Origin of the sequence: Rahnella sp. CFA14(1/10) (assembly GCF_004195095.1) — a bacterium.
In the GTDB taxonomy this organism is placed as follows: domain Bacteria; phylum Pseudomonadota; class Gammaproteobacteria; order Enterobacterales; family Enterobacteriaceae; genus Rahnella; species Rahnella perminowiae.
This window is the reverse complement of record NZ_SEWS01000005.1, coordinates 1-21,499: the sequence shown is the minus strand read 5'-3', so window position 1 is coordinate 21,499 and position 21,499 is coordinate 1. Positions and strand designations below refer to the sequence as shown.

Annotated in this window: 18 protein-coding genes; 9 read left to right on the top strand and 9 right to left on the bottom strand. The window is 50.8% G+C overall.

Features of this window, described 5'->3' with window-relative positions; genetic code table 11:
- Nucleotides 1–26 precede the first annotated feature (26 nt).
- Entirely contained in the window at nucleotides 27–341 is a 315-nt protein-coding gene (gene rhaM, locus EVX52_RS11035; RefSeq protein WP_013577125.1) for an L-rhamnose mutarotase, read from the top strand.
- Here the strand turns inward: rhaM and EVX52_RS11030 are convergent.
- Nucleotides 316–2,490 (bottom strand): YgiQ family radical SAM protein, encoded by a 2,175-nt coding sequence (locus tag EVX52_RS11030; protein ID WP_129991284.1) that lies wholly within the window; start codon nucleotides 2,488–2,490, stop codon nucleotides 316–318. The genes rhaM and EVX52_RS11030 overlap by 26 nt on opposite strands.
- Before the next feature lie 428 nt (nucleotides 2,491–2,918).
- Between EVX52_RS11030 and EVX52_RS11025 the strand changes: the two genes are divergently transcribed.
- Entirely contained in the window at nucleotides 2,919–4,394 is a 1,476-nt protein-coding gene (locus tag EVX52_RS11025; protein WP_129953334.1) for a SulP family inorganic anion transporter, read from the top strand.
- A 73-nt stretch (nucleotides 4,395–4,467) separates the two neighbouring features.
- On the opposite strand, the gene EVX52_RS11020 is transcribed toward EVX52_RS11025, so the two are convergent.
- The 3 genes from EVX52_RS11020 to EVX52_RS11010 form a co-directional block, all read right to left on the bottom strand.
- Nucleotides 4,468–6,120: a dihydroxyacetone kinase subunit DhaK gene (locus tag EVX52_RS11020; RefSeq protein ID WP_129991283.1), complete on the bottom strand. Its 1,653-nt coding sequence runs from the start codon at nucleotides 6,118–6,120 to the stop codon at nucleotides 4,468–4,470.
- A gap of 157 nt (nucleotides 6,121–6,277) precedes the next feature.
- On the bottom strand, nucleotides 6,278–7,645 hold the full coding sequence (locus EVX52_RS11015) for an L-serine ammonia-lyase (protein WP_129953296.1): 1,368 nt from the start codon (nucleotides 7,643–7,645) through the stop codon (nucleotides 6,278–6,280).
- Nucleotides 7,646–7,749: 104 nt separating this feature from the next.
- Nucleotides 7,750–9,033 carry an HAAAP family serine/threonine permease gene (locus tag EVX52_RS11010; RefSeq protein WP_129953297.1) on the bottom strand — a complete coding sequence of 428 codons (1,284 nt, stop codon included), beginning with the start codon at nucleotides 9,031–9,033 and terminating at the stop codon, nucleotides 7,750–7,752.
- 582 nt (nucleotides 9,034–9,615) lie between these two features.
- Between EVX52_RS11010 and EVX52_RS11005 the strand changes: the two genes are divergently transcribed.
- From EVX52_RS11005 to EVX52_RS10995, 3 genes are read left to right on the top strand one after another with little or no spacing between them, the layout of a single operon-like run.
- Nucleotides 9,616–10,203, top strand: a complete 588-nt coding sequence (locus EVX52_RS11005) for a YfiR family protein (protein WP_238486146.1) — start codon at nucleotides 9,616–9,618, stop codon at nucleotides 10,201–10,203.
- Between the two features lie 2 nt (nucleotides 10,204–10,205).
- Nucleotides 10,206–11,486, top strand: coding sequence for a diguanylate cyclase domain-containing protein (locus tag EVX52_RS11000; protein ID WP_129953299.1), 1,281 nt, complete (start codon nucleotides 10,206–10,208; stop codon nucleotides 11,484–11,486).
- A gap of 15 nt (nucleotides 11,487–11,501) precedes the next feature.
- Nucleotides 11,502–11,999 carry an OmpA family protein gene (locus tag EVX52_RS10995; RefSeq protein ID WP_129953300.1) on the top strand — a complete coding sequence of 166 codons (498 nt, stop codon included), beginning with the start codon at nucleotides 11,502–11,504 and terminating at the stop codon, nucleotides 11,997–11,999.
- A gap of 1 nt (nucleotide 12,000) precedes the next feature.
- Here the strand turns inward: EVX52_RS10995 and EVX52_RS10990 are convergent, their stop codons facing one another.
- Nucleotides 12,001–12,873, bottom strand: a complete 873-nt coding sequence (locus tag EVX52_RS10990) for a LysR family transcriptional regulator (RefSeq protein ID WP_129953302.1) — start codon at nucleotides 12,871–12,873, stop codon at nucleotides 12,001–12,003.
- Between the two features lie 102 nt (nucleotides 12,874–12,975).
- Here EVX52_RS10990 and budA point away from each other — a divergent pair, with 102 nt between their 5' ends.
- Entirely contained in the window at nucleotides 12,976–13,758 is a 783-nt protein-coding gene (gene budA, locus EVX52_RS10985; RefSeq protein WP_129991281.1) for an acetolactate decarboxylase, read from the top strand.
- Between the two features lie 27 nt (nucleotides 13,759–13,785).
- Nucleotides 13,786–15,462: an acetolactate synthase AlsS gene (gene alsS / locus EVX52_RS10980; protein WP_129991280.1), complete on the top strand. Its 1,677-nt coding sequence runs from the start codon at nucleotides 13,786–13,788 to the stop codon at nucleotides 15,460–15,462.
- Nucleotides 15,463–15,519: 57 nt separating this feature from the next.
- Here the strand turns inward: alsS and EVX52_RS10975 are convergent, their stop codons facing one another.
- Together EVX52_RS10975 and EVX52_RS10970 are read right to left on the bottom strand one after the other, a co-directional pair.
- Nucleotides 15,520–16,230 (bottom strand): hypothetical protein, encoded by a 711-nt coding sequence (locus tag EVX52_RS10975; protein ID WP_129991279.1) that lies wholly within the window; start codon nucleotides 16,228–16,230, stop codon nucleotides 15,520–15,522.
- Between the two features lie 27 nt (nucleotides 16,231–16,257).
- A complete protein-coding gene (locus tag EVX52_RS10970) occupies nucleotides 16,258–17,016 on the bottom strand; it encodes an HNH endonuclease (RefSeq protein ID WP_129991278.1) in 759 nt (252 codons plus the stop codon).
- A gap of 468 nt (nucleotides 17,017–17,484) precedes the next feature.
- Between EVX52_RS10970 and EVX52_RS10965 the strand changes: the two genes are divergently transcribed.
- A complete protein-coding gene (locus tag EVX52_RS10965; RefSeq protein WP_129991277.1) occupies nucleotides 17,485–17,706 on the top strand; it encodes a hypothetical protein in 222 nt (73 codons plus the stop codon).
- A gap of 66 nt (nucleotides 17,707–17,772) precedes the next feature.
- On the opposite strand, the gene EVX52_RS10960 is transcribed toward EVX52_RS10965, so the two are convergent.
- On the bottom strand, nucleotides 17,773–18,909 hold the full coding sequence (locus EVX52_RS10960; protein ID WP_129953308.1) for a porin: 1,137 nt from the start codon (nucleotides 18,907–18,909) through the stop codon (nucleotides 17,773–17,775).
- Between the two features lie 630 nt (nucleotides 18,910–19,539).
- On the opposite strand from EVX52_RS10960, the gene EVX52_RS10955 reads away from it, so the two are divergent.
- On the top strand, nucleotides 19,540–19,875 hold the full coding sequence (locus tag EVX52_RS10955; protein WP_129953309.1) for a hypothetical protein: 336 nt from the start codon (nucleotides 19,540–19,542) through the stop codon (nucleotides 19,873–19,875).
- Here the strand turns inward: EVX52_RS10955 and EVX52_RS10950 are convergent.
- Entirely contained in the window at nucleotides 19,853–20,773 is a 921-nt protein-coding gene (locus EVX52_RS10950; protein ID WP_129991276.1) for an alpha/beta hydrolase, read from the bottom strand. The two genes, EVX52_RS10955 and EVX52_RS10950, sit on opposite strands and share 23 nt — an antisense overlap.
- Nucleotides 20,774–21,499 lie beyond the last annotated feature (726 nt).

Sequence of the window (21,499 nt, the reverse complement as noted above, 5' to 3'; positions counted from 1 at the left end):
GGGAGTAAATCTAACCGGAGAAAAATATGATCCGTAAATCCTTCGTGATGCAGGTTAATGCGAATGCACACGATGAATATCAGCGCCGACACTCGCCAATCTGGCCGGAACTGGCGGAAACCCTGAAAGCCCACGGGGCGCATCACTACAGCATTTTCCTCGATGAAAAACGTAATCTGCTGTTTGGCTATGTGGAAATTGAATCAGAAGAAAGATGGAACGCGGTGGCAAAAACGGAAATATGCCAGAAATGGTGGAAGCATATGGCAGACGTAATGCCTGCCAATGCCGATAACAGTCCGGTCAGCAACGACCTTAAACCGGTCTTTTACCTCGATTAATCCTCTGTCCGGCGGGTTTTGCTTTTGCGGCCGCCGGATTTTGCGTTTTTGCGGGGGTAAAACGCGTAGCAGCCGGTTTCGCTTTGCCTGAACGTGAGGCCGCAAATTGCGGATCAAAACCGCCCGGGGGCACCAGACAATCAGGGCGAATCCCTATCAGGCGGCGCATACCCATCGCAGTCAGTGCCTCACGGATCACCGGCCAGTTCACCGGATCGTGATAGCGCAGTAAGGCTTTATGCAACCGCCGCTGACGATCGCCTTTCGGCACGACCACATCTTCACTTTTATAATCCACTTTGCCGAGCGGATTCTTACCGCTGTAATACATAGTGGTGGCACTGGCGAGCGGCGACGGATAAAAATTCTGCACCTGATCCAGCCGGAAACGATTTTTCTTCAGCCACAGCGCCAGATTGATCATGTCTTCAGTGCGTGTGCCCGGATGCGCAGAAATGAAATACGGGATCAGATACTGCTCTTTCCCGGCCTGTTTCGAATAACTGTCGAACAGCTCTTTGAACCGGTAATAACTGCCCATCCCCGGTTTCATCATTTTGGACAACGGCCCGGTTTCGGTATGTTCCGGCGCGATCTTCAGATACCCGCCCACGTGATGCTCGGCCAGTTCTTTGATATAGCGCGGATCTTCCACCGCCAGATCATAACGTACGCCTGACGCGATCAGGATTTTCTTGATCCCCTTCAGACTGCGCGTACGGCGGTAAAGGTTGATCGTCGGCTCATGGTTAGTGTCCATGTGTGTACAAATTTCCGGATACACACAGGACGCGCGGCGACAACTTTGCTCCGCTTTCGGCGACTGACAGCGCAGCATATACATGTTGGCGGTCGGGCCACCCAGATCGGAAATCACACCGGTGAATCCCGGAACATTGTCGCGGATCTCTTCTATTTCCCGGACGATCGACGCTTCAGAGCGGCTCTGAATGATCCGCCCTTCATGTTCGGTGATCGAACAAAACGCACAACCGCCGTAACAGCCACGCATAATATTGATCGAGAAACGGATCATGTCATATGCCGGAATTTTCGCCTTGCCGTAAGACGGATGGGGTACGCGCTGGAACGGCAGGCCAAATACATCGTCCATTTCTTCGGTAGACAGCGGGATAGCCGGTGGATTGATCCACACATAGCGGTCGCCGTGTTTTTGCATCAGCGCACGCGCACAGCCGGGGTTGGTTTCGTGATGCAGAATGCGCGAAGTATGCGCGTACAACACTTTATCGCCCTTCACTTTTTCAAATGACGGCAGCAGAACGTAGGTTTTCTCCCACGGTTTCGGCTTTGGCGCGCGCACCGTTACCGGCTGCGGGGCATCCGGCGCAGGTAATTCCCCTTCTGAACACGGCAGATCCTCACCGTACGGGTTCATGATCGGCTCAATGCGCCCCGGTTTATCAAGGCGTGTGGAATCGACACCGCTCCAGCCGGTCAGCGCCGTTTTGCGCATCACGGCGGTGTTACGCACATCATGAATGTCACTGATGGATTCCCCCGCCGCCAGGCGGTGCGCCACTTCCACCAGCGGCCTTTCACCATTGCCGTAAATCAGCATGTCCGCTTTGGAATCCACCAGCACCGAGCGGCGCACGGTATCGGACCAGTAATCGTAATGTGCGATACGACGCAGGCTGGCTTCGATACCGCCGAGTAAAACCGGGACATCGCTGTAGGCTTCTTTACAGCGCTGGGTGTAGACCAGCGTTGCGCGATCGGGACGTTTACCGCCCACGTTACCTGGCGTATAGGCATCGTCATGACGCAATTTCCGGTCGGCGGTATAGCGGTTGATCATCGAATCCATATTGCCGGCGGTCACGCCGTAAAACAGATTCGGCTTCCCGAGCCGCATGAAATCCTCTTTGTTGCTCCAGTCCGGCTGCGCAATGATCCCGACACGAAAACCTTGCGCTTCCAGCATGCGGCCAATGATCGCCATGCCGAAACTCGGATGATCGACATACGCATCGCCGGTTACCACGATCACGTCACAGCTGTCCCAGCCAAGTTCATCCATTTCCGCCCGGCTCATCGGGAAAAACGGTGCCGTGCCGTAGCATTCGGCCCAGTAGCGCGGATAAGAAAACAGGGTGCGTTCGGGTTGGATCAGGCTGATTGGCATAAAGAGTTTTCGCTGAAAAAAGAGGAATTTTGCTTAAGCACGGCTAATACATCGTGATTTCGCAGCCAGAAAATCAAGGCCGGAGATTATACTTGGGCGAAAAAACGGCTGCTGCGACAAGTGGGTTTGTCATGCGTCAGATCAAGCTTTTCAGGCCGTAAATCCCATTTTCCGTGATCACCACCGCAACACTCTAAGATTTTCCTTATGCGGAATTGCCGACTACCATGTTAGAAAGTGCATCAGAAAGCTTCAAATCGTAACTAAAGAATTTCTAACTTTAGACGTTGACCGCCACCGGGCCATCGCGCATTTTCGCCGCCCCCTGACAGAGAGAAGCCTATTGTGACCGCATTATTCCCACGCCCCGTCCTCACCCCCTCATACGCAGTGGAGACCGCTTCATGACGATGAAATCCCCTGAAAATCTGAACATGAATTTTCTGCGTTACGATATCCCGGCCGGGATTGTCGTGTTTCTGGTTGCGCTGCCGCTGAGTCTTGGCATTGCTCAGGCCAGCGGATTGCCACCTTTTGTCGGCCTGCTGACCGGCGTTATCGGCGGCGTGATCGTCACCCTGCTCAGTCCGTCGCGTTTTGCAGTCAGCGGACCGGCTGCCGGGCTGGTGACGATTGTGGTTGGCGCGATGGAAACACTCGGATCCTTTTCCTCTCTGTTGCTGGCGCTGATGCTGGCGGGCGTTCTGCAAATCGTCTTTGGGATCATTAAAGCCGGACGCTTTGTCTCGCTGATCCCTGGTTCGGTGATCCAGGGCATGCTGGCAGCGATCGGTATTTTACTGATCATGCAGCAGATCCCGGTCGCACTGGGCTATCAGGGAGAAGAGGGATTACGCGGCATTTTCAGCGATCCGGCCTTCAGTTTGTCGCCCACAGCGTTGATCGTCCCGGCTGTGGCATTGCTGATTTTGTGGCTATGGACGACGCCGCCGTTTAAGCGCATCAAGCTGATGACTTATGTGCCCGGCCCGCTGGTGGCGGTATTGTGGGGAAGCCTGGCGGTGATTTTCGGTGACCGTATCGTACCGGATTCGATACAGGCCATGCCGCGTATTGCGCTGCCGAAATTCGACAGCGTAGATGAAGTGACCTCGCAGCTGGAAAAACCGAACTGGAGCGCGTGGAACAATCCGCAGATTTATGTGATTGCCGCGACATTGGCGCTGGTCGCCAGCCTGGAAACGCTGCTTAGCCAGGAAGCGCTGAAGAAGCTGAAAGAGCAAACACCCGCGCCTTCGCCCGATAAAGAAATGCGTGCGCAAGGGATCGGGAATCTGATCAGCGGATTTCTCGGCGGCATGCCGATCACCGCTGTGATCGTACGCAGTTCGGTGAATGTGAATACCGGCGCGCGCAGTAAGGTATCGATCCTGCTTCACGGTGTGTTATTGCTTTTGTGCGGCATGTTTTTCAGCGATATGCTTAACACCATTCCGCTGGCCTGTCTGGCAGCGGTGCTGCTGTATACCGGCTATAAACTGGCCTCACCGGCACTTTTCCTGACCCAGTGGCGGCTTGGCCTGCCGCAGTTTTTGCCGTTTATCGCCACGCTGGCGGGTATTTTGCTCTTCGGTATGCTGGCCGGGATCGGCATCGGGTTGCTCGCGCAGTTGCTGTCGAGCACCTACAAAAGCCATCACAATGCGATGCAGCTTACACGCGACGAAAATCATTATGTGATGCGTTTTCACCAAAACCTGACGTTCCTGCATAACCCGCGTTTACAGAGCCTGCTGGCGGAAATCCCCGATAACAGCGTGGTCCGTGTCGAACGTGAGAATGTCGGTTATATCGACCCCGATGTGAAAGCGGTGCTGTCAGATTTCGTGGCGAAAGCACCGGAGCGCAATATCACGCTGGATCGCTGGCCGGTCGGACATTGATTTCAAAGGGCTGAGAATAATAAAAAGGCCTGCCGGTTTCCCGCAGGCCTTTCTTCTTTTGCTGGCGTAAATCTTATTTCTTCGCCAGCGCCTCAAACACTTTTTCAACGGCCACCGCGCCGGGATCTTTCACCCCTTTCAGGCTGTTGCTGCTGAGATAAGAAGAACGCCCGGCATTGGCTTTCTTCATGCTGGCCGTGTCTTTGGCCCCTTTGGCTGCCGCTTTAGCCGCCCCTTTCAGCGCATCTTTTTTGCCAAGGGCTTCCAGCGCCGGTTGCAGTGCGTCGATCATCGTGCGATCGCCGAGATCAGCCCCGCCGTAATGCTTCATGCGTTCGAGGCCGAACAACAGCGCTTTCGGTAATTTTTCACCCTCGCCGACTTTCTTACCGGCGGCGGTAAAGAAGATCGACATCAGCACACCGCTGGATCCTCCCATCACGGTCGCCAGACGATCACCGACTACGCTCAGAAGATCGGCCACATTGTTCAGCGGTAATTTTTTGCTTTTGTTTTCTTTCTGAATATCACGCGCGCCGGTGGCAAAGGTCGAACCGGTATCACCGTCACCGACTTTGGCATCAAGTTTATTCAGCTCATCTTCCAGATCAGACAGTGTCTGAGTAATGGTTTCAACGATTTTGCCGACCTGCGCGTTCGAAGACGCTTTCACCGCTTTCTTATCGCTGATTTTCTTGCCTTTTTTGGTCGCCAGTTTTTCCAGCTTCACCAGAGGCTGCCAGCCTGACGCTTCCACTTCTGCCAGCAGGGCTTCTTCAATACCGCCTTTAAGGGCAATTACCGACAGCGAGAAACCTTTCATATCCAGCGCACTGACCAGCGATGCCGGGCCAATAAGATAACGGATCGAACTGCCCAGCGCCGAATGCACCAGTTCTTTGGTGATCTGATTCATCTCGAGCGGAGAAACGCCACCGAGGTTATTGATCAGTACCGCCAGCTTGTCGCTTTTTTTCACGTGTTCCGCAAGCTTACCAACCAGCGTATCCACCACTTTTTTGCTGTTCTGGGTTTTCAGGGTCGACACACCCGGTTCGCCGTGAATGCCTAAGCCCAGCTCAACGTGGCCGGATTCGATACGTTGTTCTTCTTCATCTTCACCGCCAGCCGGCAGGCTGCACCCCGCCGCCGCAACACCGATACTGGCAGTGGCATCAATCGCCTGCTGAGCAATTTTGGCGACCTCTTTCAGAGATTTGCCCTGCTCAGCCGCGTAACCGGCAATTTTATGCACCAGCGCCGTCCCGGCGATGCCGCGCGGCTGCTTGTTGTCCGGCAGGGAAATGTCGTCGGAGACCATCACCAGCTCAACGTCATAGCCCATGCCTTTCGCTTTCTCAGCAGCCAGACCAAAGTTCAGACGGTCGCCGGTATAATTTTTGACGATCAGCAAACAGCCGGCTTTACCGGTGACCGCCACAATCGCATTCAGCACGGCGTCCACGCTCGGGGAAGCAAACACTTCGCCGCACACTGCCGCCGTGAGCATGCCTTTGCCAACAAACCCCACATGCGCCGGTTCATGACCCGAGCCACCCCCTGAAATCAGTGCAACCTTTTTCTTATCCCAGTCACGCCGTACGACCACACGGATGGCCGGATCGATATCCAGTTTTGCCAGGTTTTTATAGGGAGAGGTCAGGATCACCCCTTCGATAACATCGTTAATCAGAGTCTTGCGGTCATTCATGAAGAATTTAGACATACCGAGCCTTTCCTTTTAACTGTTTTCCAGGTGTTGTGAGGCAGAAAAAACATACCTCTGCGTAATGCAGGTATCTGAAAACATAGCACAGGACAAAAATCAGGAAGGAGACGAGAAAGGCGGTTTCCCGCCTTTTAGGAAAGGATGAGAAAAGAAATCAATTGCAGGCGAGAACTTTAATCGCCAGACCTCCTGTCGAGGTTTCACGGTATTTCGAGTTCATGTCCTTGCCGGTTTCGTACATGGTTTCGATGACTTTATCGAGACACACACGCGGTTCGCTGGTGCGGCGTAATGCCATACGTGATGCATTGACCGCTTTCACGGCCGAAATGGCGTTGCGCTCGATGCATGGCACCTGAACCTGCCCGGCCAGCGGATCGCAGGTCAGCCCGAGGTGATGTTCCATCGCGATTTCTGCCGCCATAAATACCTGCGCGGTGCTGCCGCCCAGCAGTTCTGTCAGGCCTGCCGCCGCCATCGAACAGGCCACGCCGACCTCACCCTGACAGCCCACCTCCGCACCGGAAATCGACGCATTCATTTTGAACAGAATGCCGACCGCGCCGGAAGCCAGGAAGAAACGGCTGTAAGAGTCAGGACTGACCGGGCGGATAAACTGATCATAATATGTCAGCACGGCAGGGATGATGCCGCACGCGCCGTTGGTGGGTGCAGTAACCACACGACCGCCCGCCGCATTTTCTTCGTTAACCGCCATCGCGTACATATTGATCCAGTCCACGACGCCCATCGGATCGACATTGTTTTTATCCTGCGTTACCAGGATGCGGCGCAGCGCGGCAGCACGGCGGTTGATTTTCATCGGCCCCGGCAGCAAACCTTCGGTATGGATACCGCGCGTAATGCCTTCGCTCATCACATTCCAGATGGCCGCAAAGTGATCGCTGATTTCTGTGCGTGTATGCCCCGCCAGTTCGTTTTGCAGCATCAGTGCCGACAATGACAGACCGGTGTCCGTACAATGTTTCTGCAAATCGCTGGCCGAGCGGAACGGATACGGACGCAGCACCGGATTTTCATCCTGCACACCAAACTTGCTGGCTTCGACAATAAAGCCACCGCCGACAGAATAATAAGTTTGCGTATACAGCAGTTCATCACCGCTGAATGCGCTGATTTTCATACCATTTTCATGCAACGGCAGATTGCCGGAATGGAAATTCATGCCTGAACCGGCCGGAAAATCCACTTCTTTTACGCCCTTGCCCAGCATCAGACGTCCGGTATTTTCTACCTGACGGATAAACGCCGGGATCGCATCGATGTCTACATCATCCGGCATATTACCCGCCAGCCCCATAATGATAGCCAGATCAGTATGGTGTCCTTTACCGGTCAATGATAATGACCCGTAAACATCAACCGCCACGCGGGTCGTTTGGGTTATATAACCTGAAGAGATAAGCTCATCAGTGAATATTTTCCCGGCTTTCATCGGACCAACAGTATGCGAACTGGATGGACCAATACCAATTTTGAAAATATCGAAGACGCTGATCACGGTGGGCACTCCATGTGAAATTATTTACGGGCAGAATAAAAAGGGAAACGGGAGAGAAAGGAGCGGGATATTCCCGCTCACTTTATTTCAGATAACGTTAATAATTAGCCCATCAGGCTGAATACAATGGCTGACATCGCAATCAAACCCATAATAACAATGAAGACGTTGCTGATATGGCCGCTGTATTTTTTCATCGCAGGGACTTTACGGATGGCATACATTGGCATCAGGAATAACAGCATCGCAATAATCGGACCACCCAGCGTTTCGATCATACCCAGAATACTTGGATTCAGGGTTGCGACTAACCAGGTGGTTAATAACATAAAGATACCGGTATAACGGTTCAGCGTTGGCAGGGAAATTGTTTTGCCTTTGCTGCGCAGAGATTTAATCACCATGCCATTAAAACCTTCACGCGCCCCCAGATAATGGCCGAGGAAAGATTTGGTAATGGCGATAAAGGCAATAAACGGCGCGATATATTCAATCACCGGATTAGAGAAGTGATTAGCTAAATAAGACAGAATAGACACGTTTTGCGCTTTGGCTTCCATCAGGTTGGCCGGAGACAGGCTCAGGACACAGCTGAAGACAAAGAACATCACCGTGAGTACCATCATGATGTGGCTAAAGGCCAGAATGCGCGAGCATTTCTTCTCCGCGTCATCACCGTATTCTTTGCGTTTTGCTACAGCAAAAGAGGAGATAATCGGCGAGTGGTTGAACGAGAACACCATGACCGGGATCACCAGCCACAGCGTCATCAGCATACCGTGACCCACGCCGTTCCCGGACAGCGAGACGTTTTCAAACACTGACGTATTCCAGTTAGGAATAAGGTAAAGCGCCAGTGCCATCAACACCGCCACAAACGGGAACACCAGAATGCTCATCGCCTTCACAATGATATCCTGGCCAAAATGCACCAGCGTCATTAATCCGAGGATCAGGATCAGAGACAGCAACGCACGCGGCGGCGCATTCATATGCATCTGATGAGTAATAAAACTCTCAACCGTATTCGTGATCGCCACGCTGTAAACCAGTAAAATAGGATAAATGGCGAAGAAATATAACAGTGTAATTAATTTACCGGCTGTAATACCAAAATGTTCTTCCACCACTTCCGTAATATCTTCACCGGCATTTTTACCCGATAAAACAAAACGGGTTAAGCCGCGGTGAGCGAAGAAAGTCATTGGGAAAGCGAGGATTGCCATAATAATTAACGGTATTAACCCGCCAATCCCCGCATTAATAGGAAGGAAAAGAACGCCTGCACCAATTGCCGTTCCATATAAACCTAACATCCACATGGTGTCAGTTTTACGCCAGGAACTTACTGATTTTTTAGACAGTGTCCCGATTGTTGTATTATCCATGATTCCTCAGTACCTAATTATAAAAATAATTCCGTTTTCCCCAGGAATGGTTGATGTTTTTTTACTGCACCCGTCATCGAAAAAACCATCCTGACGGTTAAAACATACCATTAATGCGGGCATGATACCTATCAGCAGCATAAAAATCTGCCTAACGGTGTGGCTTTGAGATCATGGTCACGAATATTGATAAAATGGCGTCTATTATTCCTTTAAATTCCAATCTATTAACATTTCCTGTAATTTAAATTCATCAAATAGTGATTACGATAACATTTATTTTTTGTCATATTTTGTTATCACCGTGACTATTATTTATATAACGGTTGAAATACCGACAATGTGAGTTATTTATCGGCGCCCCTCGCCTGCCTCTGCTCAAAAAAAATCTCGCCGAAATTACACAATCCATTAGTTTTCCTTTAGTATTCGCAACTTTTCTGTTTCCTGTAAAAAAATCGACACAAAAGGCATGCGTTTTCAGGGCGAAAATTTTTTATTGACGCTTTCCGAAGTTATGCCGATAAAGTTATTCTTATTCCGGTGAAACACTTTCAACCGGAAGAAACGCAGAGCGACGCAATGGAAAAAGCCCGATCACCTTTTTACCTGTCAGGGAGGATACCTGCCGGCCATTTGTTTAAGGCCGCGTATGGCTTTGCGCTACTGACGGTGCTTCTGATCGCGCCGTTAAAACCGGTTATCGCCGAAACCAGCGAGACGTCACCTGATGCCGCCGTCGCCCAGACCGTTAACGGAATCCTCAGTTATTCGCGCTGGCCCGACAAAACGGCCTCTTCTTCTTTAACGCTGTGCATCATTCCGCCAGTCAAATACGCCGCATTACTCACGCCCGATGGCAGCGCTTTTGCCGGCAGACCGCTCAAAGTGATGACGTTGCCTTTTGAGAGTCCGCTGCTGACGACGCAATGCGATGCGATTTATTCCGGCAGCACAACGGCAGAGCAGCAAAACGATTTGCATCTGCGTCTGGAAGGCCACGCCATTTTGACCCTCAGTGAGCAGGACGATGCCTGCGCATTACTGAACGCATTTTGTCTGGTGATCACGCCCCTTCATACCGGATTCAAACTGAATCTGGACACGCTGTCCCGCAGCGGTGTGCGGGTTAATCCCGCCGTATTACAACTTGCCAGGGAAAAGGAGTAACTATGGAAAATCAAATTCCTGTTCCTGACAAAGAACAGCCGCGCCAGCGCCCGACGCTAAGCGCCGCACTGAACAGAATCCATATGATTGTGATTCTGACCGCGATTGGCCTTGCCGGTTTTTTACTGATTTTGCTGGCCCTGATCGCCCTGCGTTCGCATGCCGAAAATAATCTGCAACTGACCGCGCGTGCCATCAGCTACACCACTGAAGCTGCGCTGGTGTTTAACGACCCTGCTGCCGCGCATGATTCGCTGGAGTTCATCGCCAAAAGAGGCGATTTCACCCAGGCTAAAATTCTGACGCCTGCCGGTGCGACGTTCACCGAATGGCAAAGACCGGTAAACAGCAACTGGGACAAGCTCGGCCAGTTCGTCGGCCACCTGGCTTTCCCGGAACCCATCACGATGCCAGTGAATCATTCAGGTTCGCTCATCGGTACCGTCTGGCTCGCCGGTAACGGCGGCAGCCTGACGGGCTTCCTGCTGGAAACGGTGCTTAGCCTGATCGGCTGTCTGGTACTGACGGCACTGGTCGCGCTGTATTTTTCCCGCAGGATGCAAAAAGGCATTGTCGATGCCCTCGGTCACATTACGCGCGTCACTCATGACGTCACGGCCAACCGGTCGTTCAATTTGCGCGTACCTTCCGCGCCGATTGTCGAGCTACACACCCTGAGCCAGGACTTCAACAGCCTGCTGACAGAGCTGGAAGCCTGGGAAAACCATATGCGCAACGAGAACGTCTCACTGACCCAAAAAGCGTTGCATGACGGACTGACCGGTCTGCATAATCGCGCGTTTTTCATTGATACGCTCAACCAATGCTTTAACCCGATGCGCCCGGCGCTTTCACTGGCCTTGTTGTTTATTGATGTCGATAACTTTAAAGAGATCAATGACTCACTCGGTCATGCCGCCGGAGACCGCGTGCTGATGGTGATAGGCGAACGGATGGCGAAAACGCTGCGTAAAGGCGATGTGCTGGCGCGTCTGGGCGGCGATGAATTTGCCATTTTGCTTGAACCGATGGTTTCCACCGCAGAGGCCGTGGCTTTTGCCGAACGGATTGTTGAAATCATGAAAACCCCCGTCATCCTGCTCAATAACAAGACGCTGGATGTTTCTCTCAGTATCGGTATTGCGCTGTCGCCTTCTCAGGCCACCAGCGCGAAAGAGTTACTGGATAAGGCCGATGAGGCCATGTACCGCTCGAAAAAAATTTCCGGCAATTGCTGGCATGTCTCTTCAGGTATGCCGCTTCCTGCCGTGATGAAAGACTAAAAGGAATTACTGAATATGAAGATCTGCAATACTTTCAAGACCTGGTGTCATTTCGCCGCTACGGGGCTGTGCATTTTGCTGCTGGTCGCCTGTCAGAGCAAACCGGCGGGATTAACGCCAGAACAAATCGCCGTACTGCAAAAAAATGGTTTCTCACAGACGGCAGATGGCTGGGAACTGGGGCTGGATGCCAAAGTGCTGTTTGGCAATAATCAGGCGACGCTTTCGCCAGAAAGTAAGCAGTCGGTAGAAAAACTGGCCGGTGAACTGCTGCATGTCGGCCTGAATAAAGTCAATCTCGACGGCCATACCGACAACTACGGTGACGCCGGTTACAATAACGATCTGTCACTGCATCGCGCCAACACGGTAGCCGCCGCCTTTGCTGATGCGGGAATGCCGCGTACCAATATCCATACCCGCGGATTAGGTCAGAGCCAGCCCGTTGCCAGCAATAAAACCCAGGCCGGACGCGCCCAGAACCGCCGCGTGTCTGTGATTATTGTGGTGTAAATTACAATAACCCCACCATATGCAGCGCCGCCTTGCAGTTATCCGTTCTGCGCCAGGCGAGCGCGATTTGCGTCGTTAATGTCTGCCCTGCCAGGGGCAGACAGCGCACATTGGTTTCATCAATTTTACTCAGTGACGCCGGCACCAGCGCGTAACCAAAACCTGTCGCCACCATACTCAGCGCTGAGGTAATTTGCGGACATTGCTGCCCGTAGCGCGGCGAAAATCCCGCCTCTTTGCACGCCTGAGTCACGGCATCATAAAGCCCAGGCGATAAATCGCGGGGAAAGGTGATCAGCATATCGTGGCGCAGCGCCGCCAGCCGGACTTCTTTCCCCTGACTGAGCGGATGCTTCTTCGGTAGCGCCACCACCATTTCCTCGATATCCAGCACCTTAAAACTAAACTCCTTGCTGCGTTCACAAGGCAGACGAATAAACGCTGCATCCAGTGCGCCCTCGCCCATCGCGGTCATCAGCCCGGCCATATCTTTTTCCTGAGGCTCCAGCACCATGCCCGGATATTTGTCGCGAAAACGGTGCAGTAGTTCAAATACCTGCGGGTTGAAAGCCGTTGAAGTGGCAAAGCCGATGCGCAGCGTACCATTCAAGCCGCGCGCCACTGCACGGGTACGTTCAAAGGCAGCATCGGTCAGCTTGATAATGGTTTGTGCATCGTCGTACAGCACTTTTCCGGCTTCGGTCAGTTCGACGCCACGGGTAAGACGTTTGAGTAAAGGGGTTCCGATTTCATGTTCGAGCCGCTGAATTTGCTGGCTCAGAGGAGGCTGGGATATTCCCAGGAGTTCGGCAGCACGGGTGAAGTGGCCCGTCTCTGCTACCGCGACAAAATAGCGCAGATGACGAAGTTCCATATCAAAAACGTCTCAAAGTAAACACCTCCTCATATTGGAACTCAGAACGGAATGGCGTCAACCTTTAGTTAGCAAAGTTAACTATTCGAACGGAGTTCCTGCATGAAAAGCCATTCTGAGTCCTGTTCCTGCGTCGCCGATATTGCCCGCACGGCGACGGCGTTTAAACAGCAGCATCCTGACCGCGTGCTCTATCAGTCATCACTGATGAGCGCCTTGCTGAGCGGCGTCTATGAAGGCGATACCACAATGGCAGAGCTGTTGAAACACGGCGATTTTGGCCTCGGTACCTTTAATCATCTCGACGGTGAACTGATTGCATTCAACAGCAATATCTTCCAGTTACGTGGCGACGGCAGCGCCCGGCGGGCAAAACCGGAACAAAAAACACCCTTCGCCGTCATGACATTCTTTAATCCTACGAATGAATACGTCATTGATCGCCCGCACAGCCGCGAACAAATTCACGCGGTTATCGACAACGCTATTGCCAGTCAGAACACCTTTTGCGCATTGCGCATTGATGGCGAGTTCAGCCGCGTCGAGACCCGCACCGTGCCGGAACAACACCGCCCTTATAAACCGATGCTGGAAGCCATCGAAGCGCAGCCAACGTTTCATATCGAAAACAGCCAGGGTGTGCTGATTGGCTTTCTGACACCTGCGTATATGCAAGGCATTAACGTCGCGGGCTATCACGAACATTTCATCAATCAGACACGCAGCAGTGGCGGCCATGTACTGGATTATCAGGTGGAGTGCGGCGTGCTGACCTTCGGCACGGTCGAAAAGCTATTAATCGACTTCCCGCAGGACAGCGATTTCCTGCATGCCAACTTATGTCCTGACGATTTAAATGATGCGATTCAGTCCGTTGAAAGTTAACAGCCCGCAGAAAGAAGGAACAAAACCATGAAAAATTCAGACAGCCAAAGCGAATGGAAATGCGGTGCAGATCTGGTCGTCGCACAGCTTGAAGCACAGGGCGTAAAACACATATTCGGTATTCCCGGCGCAAAAATCGACCGGGTATTCGATTCGCTGGTCGATTCCCCTATCAAAACGATTCCGGTACGCCACGAGGCCAATGCCGCCTTTATGGCCGGTGCCGTGGGCCGTCTGACCGGTAAAGCAGGCGTTGCACTGGTCACTTCCGGCCCCGGCTGCTCGAATCTGATCACCGGTGTGGCCACCGCAACCTCCGAAGGCGATCCGCTGGTGGCGCTTGGCGGTGCGGTGAAACGCGCCGATCATGTCAAGCAGGTGCACCAGACCATGGACACCGTCGCGATGTTCCGTCCGGTCACCAAGTATTCCGCCGAAGTCACCTCGTCTTCCGCCCTGGCCGAAGTGCTGGCAAACGGTTTTCGCGCCGCCGAGTTCGGGCGTCCGGGCGCAGCATTTATCAGTCTGCCAATGGATATCGTCAACGAACCGGCCAGCGGTAAACTCCTGACCTCGCAACCGCCGGTGCTCGGCAGCGCACCGCACGACGCAATATTGCAGGTCGCGCGATTACTGAAACAGGCCAAAAATCCGGTGCTGCTGCTCGGCCTGATGGCCAGCCAGCCACGCAACGCTGAGGCGATCCGCCGTCTGCTGCATAAAAGCGATCTGCCGGTGACCAGCACCTATCAGGCGGCAGGCGTTATCGATCAGGCTTCGTTCCACCGCTTCGCTGGTCGCGTCGGTTTGTTCAACAATCAGGCCGGGGACCGCCTGCTGCGCAACGCGGATCTGGTCATCACCATCGGTTACAGTCCGGTCGAGTATGAACCGGCGCAATGGAGCAACGGCAACGCTGAACTGGTGCATATCGACGTGATACCCGCCGAAACCGACAGCGACTATCTGCCGGACGTCGAACTGGTGGGCGATATTGCCGACACGCTGGATCTGCTGACAGAACAGATTCAGCAACGCATCAACCTGAGCGCCTCTTCCGTCGCCATTCTCGAAGATCGCCGCCAGCAACGTGCACTGCTGGATCAAAAAGGCCGCAGCCTGCATCAGTTTGCGATCCATCCGCTGCGTCTGGTACGCGCGATGCAGGATATCGTCAACAGCGACGTCACGCTGTGCGTCGACATGGGGAGTTTCCATATCTGGATCGCCCGTTATCTTTACAGCTTCCGCGCGCGTCAGGTGCTGATTTCCAACGGCCAGCAAACCATGGGCGTCGCGCTGCCGTGGGCGATAGGCGCCGCGCTGGTCGATCCTGGTCGCAAAGTGGTGTCTGTTTCCGGCGACGGCGGCTTTATGCAGTCAAGCATGGAACTGGAAACCGCCGTCCGCCTCGGCGTCAATCTGCTGCACATCATCTGGGTTGATGAGGCCTATAACATGGTGGCAATCCAGGAACAGAAAAAATACCAGCGCACCTCCGGTATCCAGTTCGGCCCGATTGATTTCAAAGCCTACGCCGACGCCTTCGGCGCCAAAGGTTTTGCCGTCACCTCCGCCGAAACCCTGGAAAGCACCCTGCGCGCCGCCATGGACGTACAAGGCCCCGCCGTCGTCGCCGTCCCGGTGGATTACAGTGATAATGCGTTATTGATGGGACAACTGGAGATGGGAAGGATTTTTTGAGGGGGGTGGATTGCTTGGGCAATAATGTTACTGAGGCGCAAGGATGCGCCTCTATTTTTACAGCATTTTTAACGCTTTTTCCCGCGCCTCGACAGTTTGCAAGTGGACGATATGTGTTGAACCACAAACCAAACACTCTGTGCAATATTGAGGCTCAAGAAATTTGAAAATCTGCAAAAGCTTTCTAAATACACTGATGCGAGTCTTCGGTTGCCAACTAACTTTGACAAGTTTATTGCACTCCTCACAGATAGAAAGATGTACAAAATCATGCGGCACTTTACTGTTAAGCAAAACAATAAAATGGCGAAGCTGCTTTTCAATATAAACGGATTTATTGGCTTTCGTCAGCTCAAGGTGGCTGTAGTACTCACCTTCATTTTCAAGCAAGTAAAGCTCATCTAAGAGGTCTGTCCAAATACTGAATATTCCGTAATCATAGTTAGTACAAGAATAAATTTCAGCTAGCGAATTAATCGTTTCCTCCTGACTTAAATGACCTTCCACAGCCTTATGACAAAGCTCAAGTGCATACTTTTTGATGGCATCAAAATATTCAGGCTCAGTTTCCCGTAAATCCTGTAAAGCACGCTCGAAGTATTTATCGACCTCATTACGTTCTGGGCTTTTGTCCAACCCTAAACTTGCAAGTATCAGGACATTGTCTGAAGAATTACCATTGATAAGTAACTGCTCAGCCCAATCAATACAGGCTTGGTCATACGGTTTGCTAAGGGCTTTTAAGCCCCAGACGTGATCAAGTGTCATGAAACATCCCTGCAAAAAATAAGGATTTTAAATTACAAAAATATTCTCCCGGTGATATCGCATTTGACTCATATCGGGTGGATAGCTGACCGGAAGACGCAGTTGTTTACCCTCGTACTTTGCAAAGTTTTCAATCGCAATATCACTGGTTAATTTCTTAATCTTCGGAGAAACGATCATTTCAAGATGCTCGTTAAAAGAGATTAGCCCACGGTCGAAGGCTTTATCGTGCAGACTCGAAAGGCATAGCCCGTTGCTTGGATTCAACCGGTGTTCAACAGCGTTTGCCCAAGGCCGTATATGGCTTGCAACTAATAGAGCCGGTTCTTCCAATTCGGTAAGGCAGCAGCGATATTCATAAGCTTCTAAAACATGTTTGCGGAACAGTTGCTGATCGACACGCGCTTTGACAATAGTCGTTCTTTCTCGACCACTAAAATCAACCGGCCCGCTGTCATGCAAAGTAGTTACCGGCTTTTCGAGCTTATTCATCGCACTGAGACAATCAAAATCAAATGTTTCAGTGTCCTGACTCATTTCCTTCCAGAGTTCTCGATCAGTATTTGACGCACCTTTCAAGCCTGTACGCCCAGATTCAACAATGAAAGGATCAAGGCTCGCTAGGTTCACTAATTTCATCGCTAATGCCCCAGGTGTCCGGCCTATGAGATTGGCATAATGAATAATGTCGGGGTTTCTAGAGTGAAGCTTGCCAAAAGGGATCTGGCTATAAAGAGTAAACGCAACCAGTAATTGGTCGCGAGTCCAATGGTTTACGCCTGCCATAGGAACTCATCCTTTTGTTTTATCGAATGTTAGGGGTTCCCGTTACTATGCCAGTTACATCGGTAATTACAAATTTTATGGCTCATAAATTATCGTTCAATTTCTATGATTTCACACTTATCTCTTAGCTTTTCACCGCTTTTACACCACACTTCCAAGACATCTCGCAAAAACGAAAACTGCTTAAAAATTCCACTTACTGTACAAATCCCCATGTAGTAGACTCTCTTCGCTGCGGCAAAATCCGTAGTCAGAATTAGCGTTCTGTCATTTTCTGGTACCGACAACCCTATGAAAAAATAGGGAATGTGGTACGGTCTGTCCTCACCCAAATTATGGTGGCTCAGACAGTGGCTTCTCACGAAGCACCGGATCCAGAAAACCGGTAACGCTAACGCTGTTTGAGCTACCACCACGAGGTTAGCGTCTCCAGTGGTAGTAAATTCACTATTTTCTGGAGCACTCAAAATGCCTAACCTTTACGACAATACCCCGCTGGAACTGGAAGAGATCGTCGATCATTGCCGTGCGTTGTCTTATGCCATTGTGTCGCTCGATAATCCGCAGGCGAAAGATCTGCTGAGCTATATTCTTTGTGAACGGCTGGAAGTGCTGTATCAGACGCTGGAAATGCCATTTAGCGAGGATGATATAGTGGTGACAGACGTCGCGGAAGCACTGCCGCACTAAGCCGATCTGCAGACGTAAAAAAGCCAGCGCATATGCGCTGGCCTGATGATCCACGAGGCGTGCGGATTAGAAATCGTAGAAAACGGTCACCCAGGTCTGATCCGGTTCGTTGTCGGTAGAGTGCGCCAGTGTGCGTTCCACATAGACAGACAAGCCGTAACCGATAGTGGTACCCGCGCCCAGATAAACGTGGTTCGCGTGATATTCTTCGCCGCCTTTCAGTTGCAGAGAATCCGCTGCAACGTATGGCTGGATAGATTTCAGGAACGGTTTGTCGATATTAAAGGTATAACCGACAAAGCCTTCCACGCCGTAACCGCTGCCTGCAAAGTAATGATCGACAGGATTTTCACGGGTGCTTGGCACGAAATCTTTGTAATAGCTGCCGGTCCCGACGATATACCAGTTATTAGGCTGCCAGGTTAATGCCGTACCAGACAGCTGCTGATGATAATCTTTTTCGTTATATTGATTATCTTTGACCGTCGCATCAGTCAGGCTGTAAGCCGCACTCCAGACTAAATCTTTGGTGAGTTTGTAATCGAAACCTAAACCGCCACCATTATTACGGCGATAATGCTGATTCTCGCCCGCCTGAATTTCATCTTCCGGCAATAAGTAGTTGGCATATAACGTCACAGGACCAAAGTCGTTGGTATATTTCAGGCTGCTTTTTGGCTTATTCGCACCATCGTAGCTACCGTTAATCCCAATACCCGTGCCGCCTGCATGACCATCGTTATCCCAGACATCACTTTTAATCCCGACGACGGAATAATAAATGCCGTACTGGTGGCCGTAGGTTAATGTCCCGTAACGGTCATCTTTAAAACCCGCATATAACTGACGCTGAGTGTCACGGCGTGAGCCTTCGGCATAGTGATCATCCATACCCAGCAGGTGCGCCATGTCCACGCCCAGCTCATAGTAAGCGATGACAGAGGTATCCTGCGTCAGTTTATAATCGCCGCGGAAGCGGAAGCGGGTACCGCCATCGTGACCATTTTTATAATAACCCGGCTCCGGGCCGTTATTGAAAATCCACTCAGGACGAATACTCCCGCCAACCTGCAAACTCAGCGGTGCCAGCAAAGCATTACTTTGAGGATTTTTATCTAAAACAGTAATCTCGGCTTGCGCGCTGGCAGATAATGCCGACAGCACGACGCCGCCAATTAGCATTGACGTTTTTAATTTGCTCATTATTACCCTGTCTTTATTATTTATGTGATGTGTGTGCGGTCTTGCGCCGCGTATAAATAATTAACATAGGTATGACGGGGGTCAAAGTGAAAATTCAGAAAGTTCCCTATAAGATAAAAATATGTTTAGCACAGATACTAAGCAATAAAATGTTTAAATGTAAATAAAAGAAACAACATCTGTATTATGGGTTAAATAATTATCAATATGATTAAAAATACATCACCTGTAAATTATCAAAACTTTTGAGTGGAAATATTTAATAACAATTATACCGGCAAATTAGCATTAATCAGTAAATTACGCCAGTGTGATAATAACATTCCGTGACAACCACCCATTTTCATTATCTTTAATTTGCGTTATTTTCAGTTCCATCAGGATAATATTCGGAAGAGGCTGTTATTAATTAACCAATTTCAATTTTTATCTCATAAAAATCACACTGGTGGTTAATATTCCTGATTCACTGAGAGGATTTTGCGAGGCATCTTCCAGATTTGACAACAAACCACTGTAAATATAACCAGTCTATTTCTTTGGTGCACCAACAGGCATACAGTTCTCTGGCAGCGGCAATCACCTCGCCAGTACCGGAGGCCTCGACTCACTGACAATGGAATGACTTGTATGACTGATTCTGATAACCACACCGCGTTTACGACTAACTCTATCTCCGTTTTTCGCTCGCTTATCGCCGGGCTGGATTTCAGTCACTTTGATGATGCACAGTTATATGATCTTAATGCGCTGGCGTCAGAATCTGCCAGCGGGTTATGTCAGGGGCTGTTGTGCTTAAGCGAAGGACTTGAGAACAGCGAGATATTGCTCCCGGAGGGGATTGCACAGGTCAGCGATTATCTGAAAGCTTCCGCTCACCTGATCCCTGTTCTTTTTGAATTATGCGAACAGGCCAGCAGCGAGCTCGCAAAAAACAAAAAGTTTACGGTGTATCCGATGAACTGACACGTACGGCGATATCCCGCATCACATTGCGCGCACTCTGGCTGATTCCGCCAAGCTGGAAGAAACCGTGTATGACTCCCAGATAGCGCTGGGCCGTGCAGTTCACGCCCTGCTCTGTCATGCGGGAGAACAGCGCCTCGCCTTCATCGCATAACGGATCGTATTCCGCCGTAATGATATGAACCGGCGGCAGCCCTGAAAAATCATCACGCCATAACGGACTGACTTCAGGGTGCATGAAATCAATTTGCGGGAAATAAGCTTCGAATCCACTGAGCAACGTATCGCTGGTCAGCACAAAATCATCGCCATTGCGCCTATGGCTTTCAGAGGACGCTGTTGCATCCAGCATTGGGTAAATCAGCACCAGCAGGTGCGGCAGCCAGTGTCCGGTATTTCGCAGGCGCAGAGCCGTGATAAGGGCAAGATGTCCGCCTGCGCTGTCCCCCATCAGTGTTATCCGGCCGCGCTCTATGCCAAGCCTTTCAGCATGCTGCCAGATGAGGTTTGACGCCTGTTCTGCATCGTCATGTGCGGCGGGATAGGTGTGTTCAGGTGCTAAACGATATTGCACCGCAATCACCCGGCAACCGCTGTAAAAAGCAAGCTGACATAGCTGATTATCATGAGTCGCAAAACCGCCACTGACAAAACAGCCGCCGTGATAATAGATAACGGCAGGTAATACGCCATGCGCTTCCAGCGGAGAGTAGACGCGTAACAACATACCGTCGATGACCACATCATCAACATTTACACGTTGCTCAAGATCGCCCGCTAACACCGTGCTGGCAATATAGCCGGCACGGCGCTCAGCGAACGTCTGACTGCGGGAAGAGGGACGGCCTGCAGTAATGAAGTCGTTAACAAGTTCAGCAATTGCGGGTTCCAGTGCCATGAGGATTTTTTCCTTATTTGCGTATTTAGGTGTCGCCAGGATGATGACAGGCTACGATAATTAACTACATCAAGTCGATCGGTATTAACGATTTGTTCTTAGTTACTGATCTATGCAATCGATTATCTTTCCTCCTTACACTCTGGTTATCCTTGCCTTTCTATAAGGCAGGATTGAAAAGCACATTTACATCTCATATTGCGTTGTACTTTTTATTTGAAACAGTTAATGGCTTTAGTGATATTAAGATAGCGGGGGAATTGGATTTAGTGACATTAATGCCTTCTCATTAATCATTATTCAGCATCTCATCACCTGGCGCTTTCGCAAAAACGTCCGTAAGTTTTCGGAAAACATCCTGATTAACTGGCAACTTTCTTTATTTAATAACTGAGATGTATTTTTCCGTGACATAGTTTGTTTTAGTGATCTACTGATTTATGCTAACTTTCATTTCCGGAGCGGAACTCGCCGACATACTGTTGGACTGCTATTTTTCCAGCGAAAGTCAGTACATTAATATATTCACACCATCAATATATTATTAATTAGCCCAGTCAGCACATATCGGTTTTGGGGTATTCACGCCCATGAGCGTTAAAAGGACTTAAACGATGAGCATTCAGGAATACATTCTTGCTGGCAGTAAATTACCGGTCCACAACCATTACCAGTTAAGACTTAAACGGCTGGAATCCCGGCAGCCCGGCGTTGATATTTCGGTGC

Excerpts from the sequence above, each read along its gene's own strand:
- EVX52_RS11000 (WP_129953299.1), top strand. The coding sequence starts at position 10,206 with ATGGAAAATCAAATTCCTGTTCCTGACAAAGAACAGCCGCGCCAGCGC.
- EVX52_RS11030 (WP_129991284.1), bottom strand. The coding sequence starts at position 2,490 with ATGCCAATCAGCCTGATCCAACCCGAACGCACCCTGTTTTCTTATCCG.
- budA (WP_129991281.1), top strand. The coding sequence starts at position 12,976 with ATGAAAAGCCATTCTGAGTCCTGTTCCTGCGTCGCCGATATTGCCCGC.
- EVX52_RS10950 (WP_129991276.1), bottom strand. The coding sequence starts at position 20,773 with ATGGCACTGGAACCCGCAATTGCTGAACTTGTTAACGACTTCATTACT.
- rhaM (WP_013577125.1), top strand. The coding sequence starts at position 27 with ATGATCCGTAAATCCTTCGTGATGCAGGTTAATGCGAATGCACACGAT.
- EVX52_RS11010 (WP_129953297.1), bottom strand. The coding sequence starts at position 9,033 with ATGGATAATACAACAATCGGGACACTGTCTAAAAAATCAGTAAGTTCC.
- EVX52_RS10965 (WP_129991277.1), top strand. The coding sequence starts at position 17,485 with ATGCCTAACCTTTACGACAATACCCCGCTGGAACTGGAAGAGATCGTC.
- EVX52_RS11020 (WP_129991283.1), bottom strand. The coding sequence starts at position 6,120 with ATGTCTAAATTCTTCATGAATGACCGCAAGACTCTGATTAACGATGTT.
- EVX52_RS10990 (WP_129953302.1), bottom strand. The coding sequence starts at position 12,873 with ATGGAACTTCGTCATCTGCGCTATTTTGTCGCGGTAGCAGAGACGGGC.
- EVX52_RS10975 (WP_129991279.1), bottom strand. The coding sequence starts at position 16,230 with ATGACACTTGATCACGTCTGGGGCTTAAAAGCCCTTAGCAAACCGTAT.
- EVX52_RS10995 (WP_129953300.1), top strand. The coding sequence starts at position 11,502 with ATGAAGATCTGCAATACTTTCAAGACCTGGTGTCATTTCGCCGCTACG.
- alsS (WP_129991280.1), top strand. The coding sequence starts at position 13,786 with ATGAAAAATTCAGACAGCCAAAGCGAATGGAAATGCGGTGCAGATCTG.
- EVX52_RS10960 (WP_129953308.1), bottom strand. The coding sequence starts at position 18,909 with ATGAGCAAATTAAAAACGTCAATGCTAATTGGCGGCGTCGTGCTGTCG.
- EVX52_RS11005 (WP_238486146.1), top strand. The coding sequence starts at position 9,616 with ATGGAAAAAGCCCGATCACCTTTTTACCTGTCAGGGAGGATACCTGCC.
- EVX52_RS10955 (WP_129953309.1), top strand. The coding sequence starts at position 19,540 with ATGACTGATTCTGATAACCACACCGCGTTTACGACTAACTCTATCTCC.
- EVX52_RS10970 (WP_129991278.1), bottom strand. The coding sequence starts at position 17,016 with ATGGCAGGCGTAAACCATTGGACTCGCGACCAATTACTGGTTGCGTTT.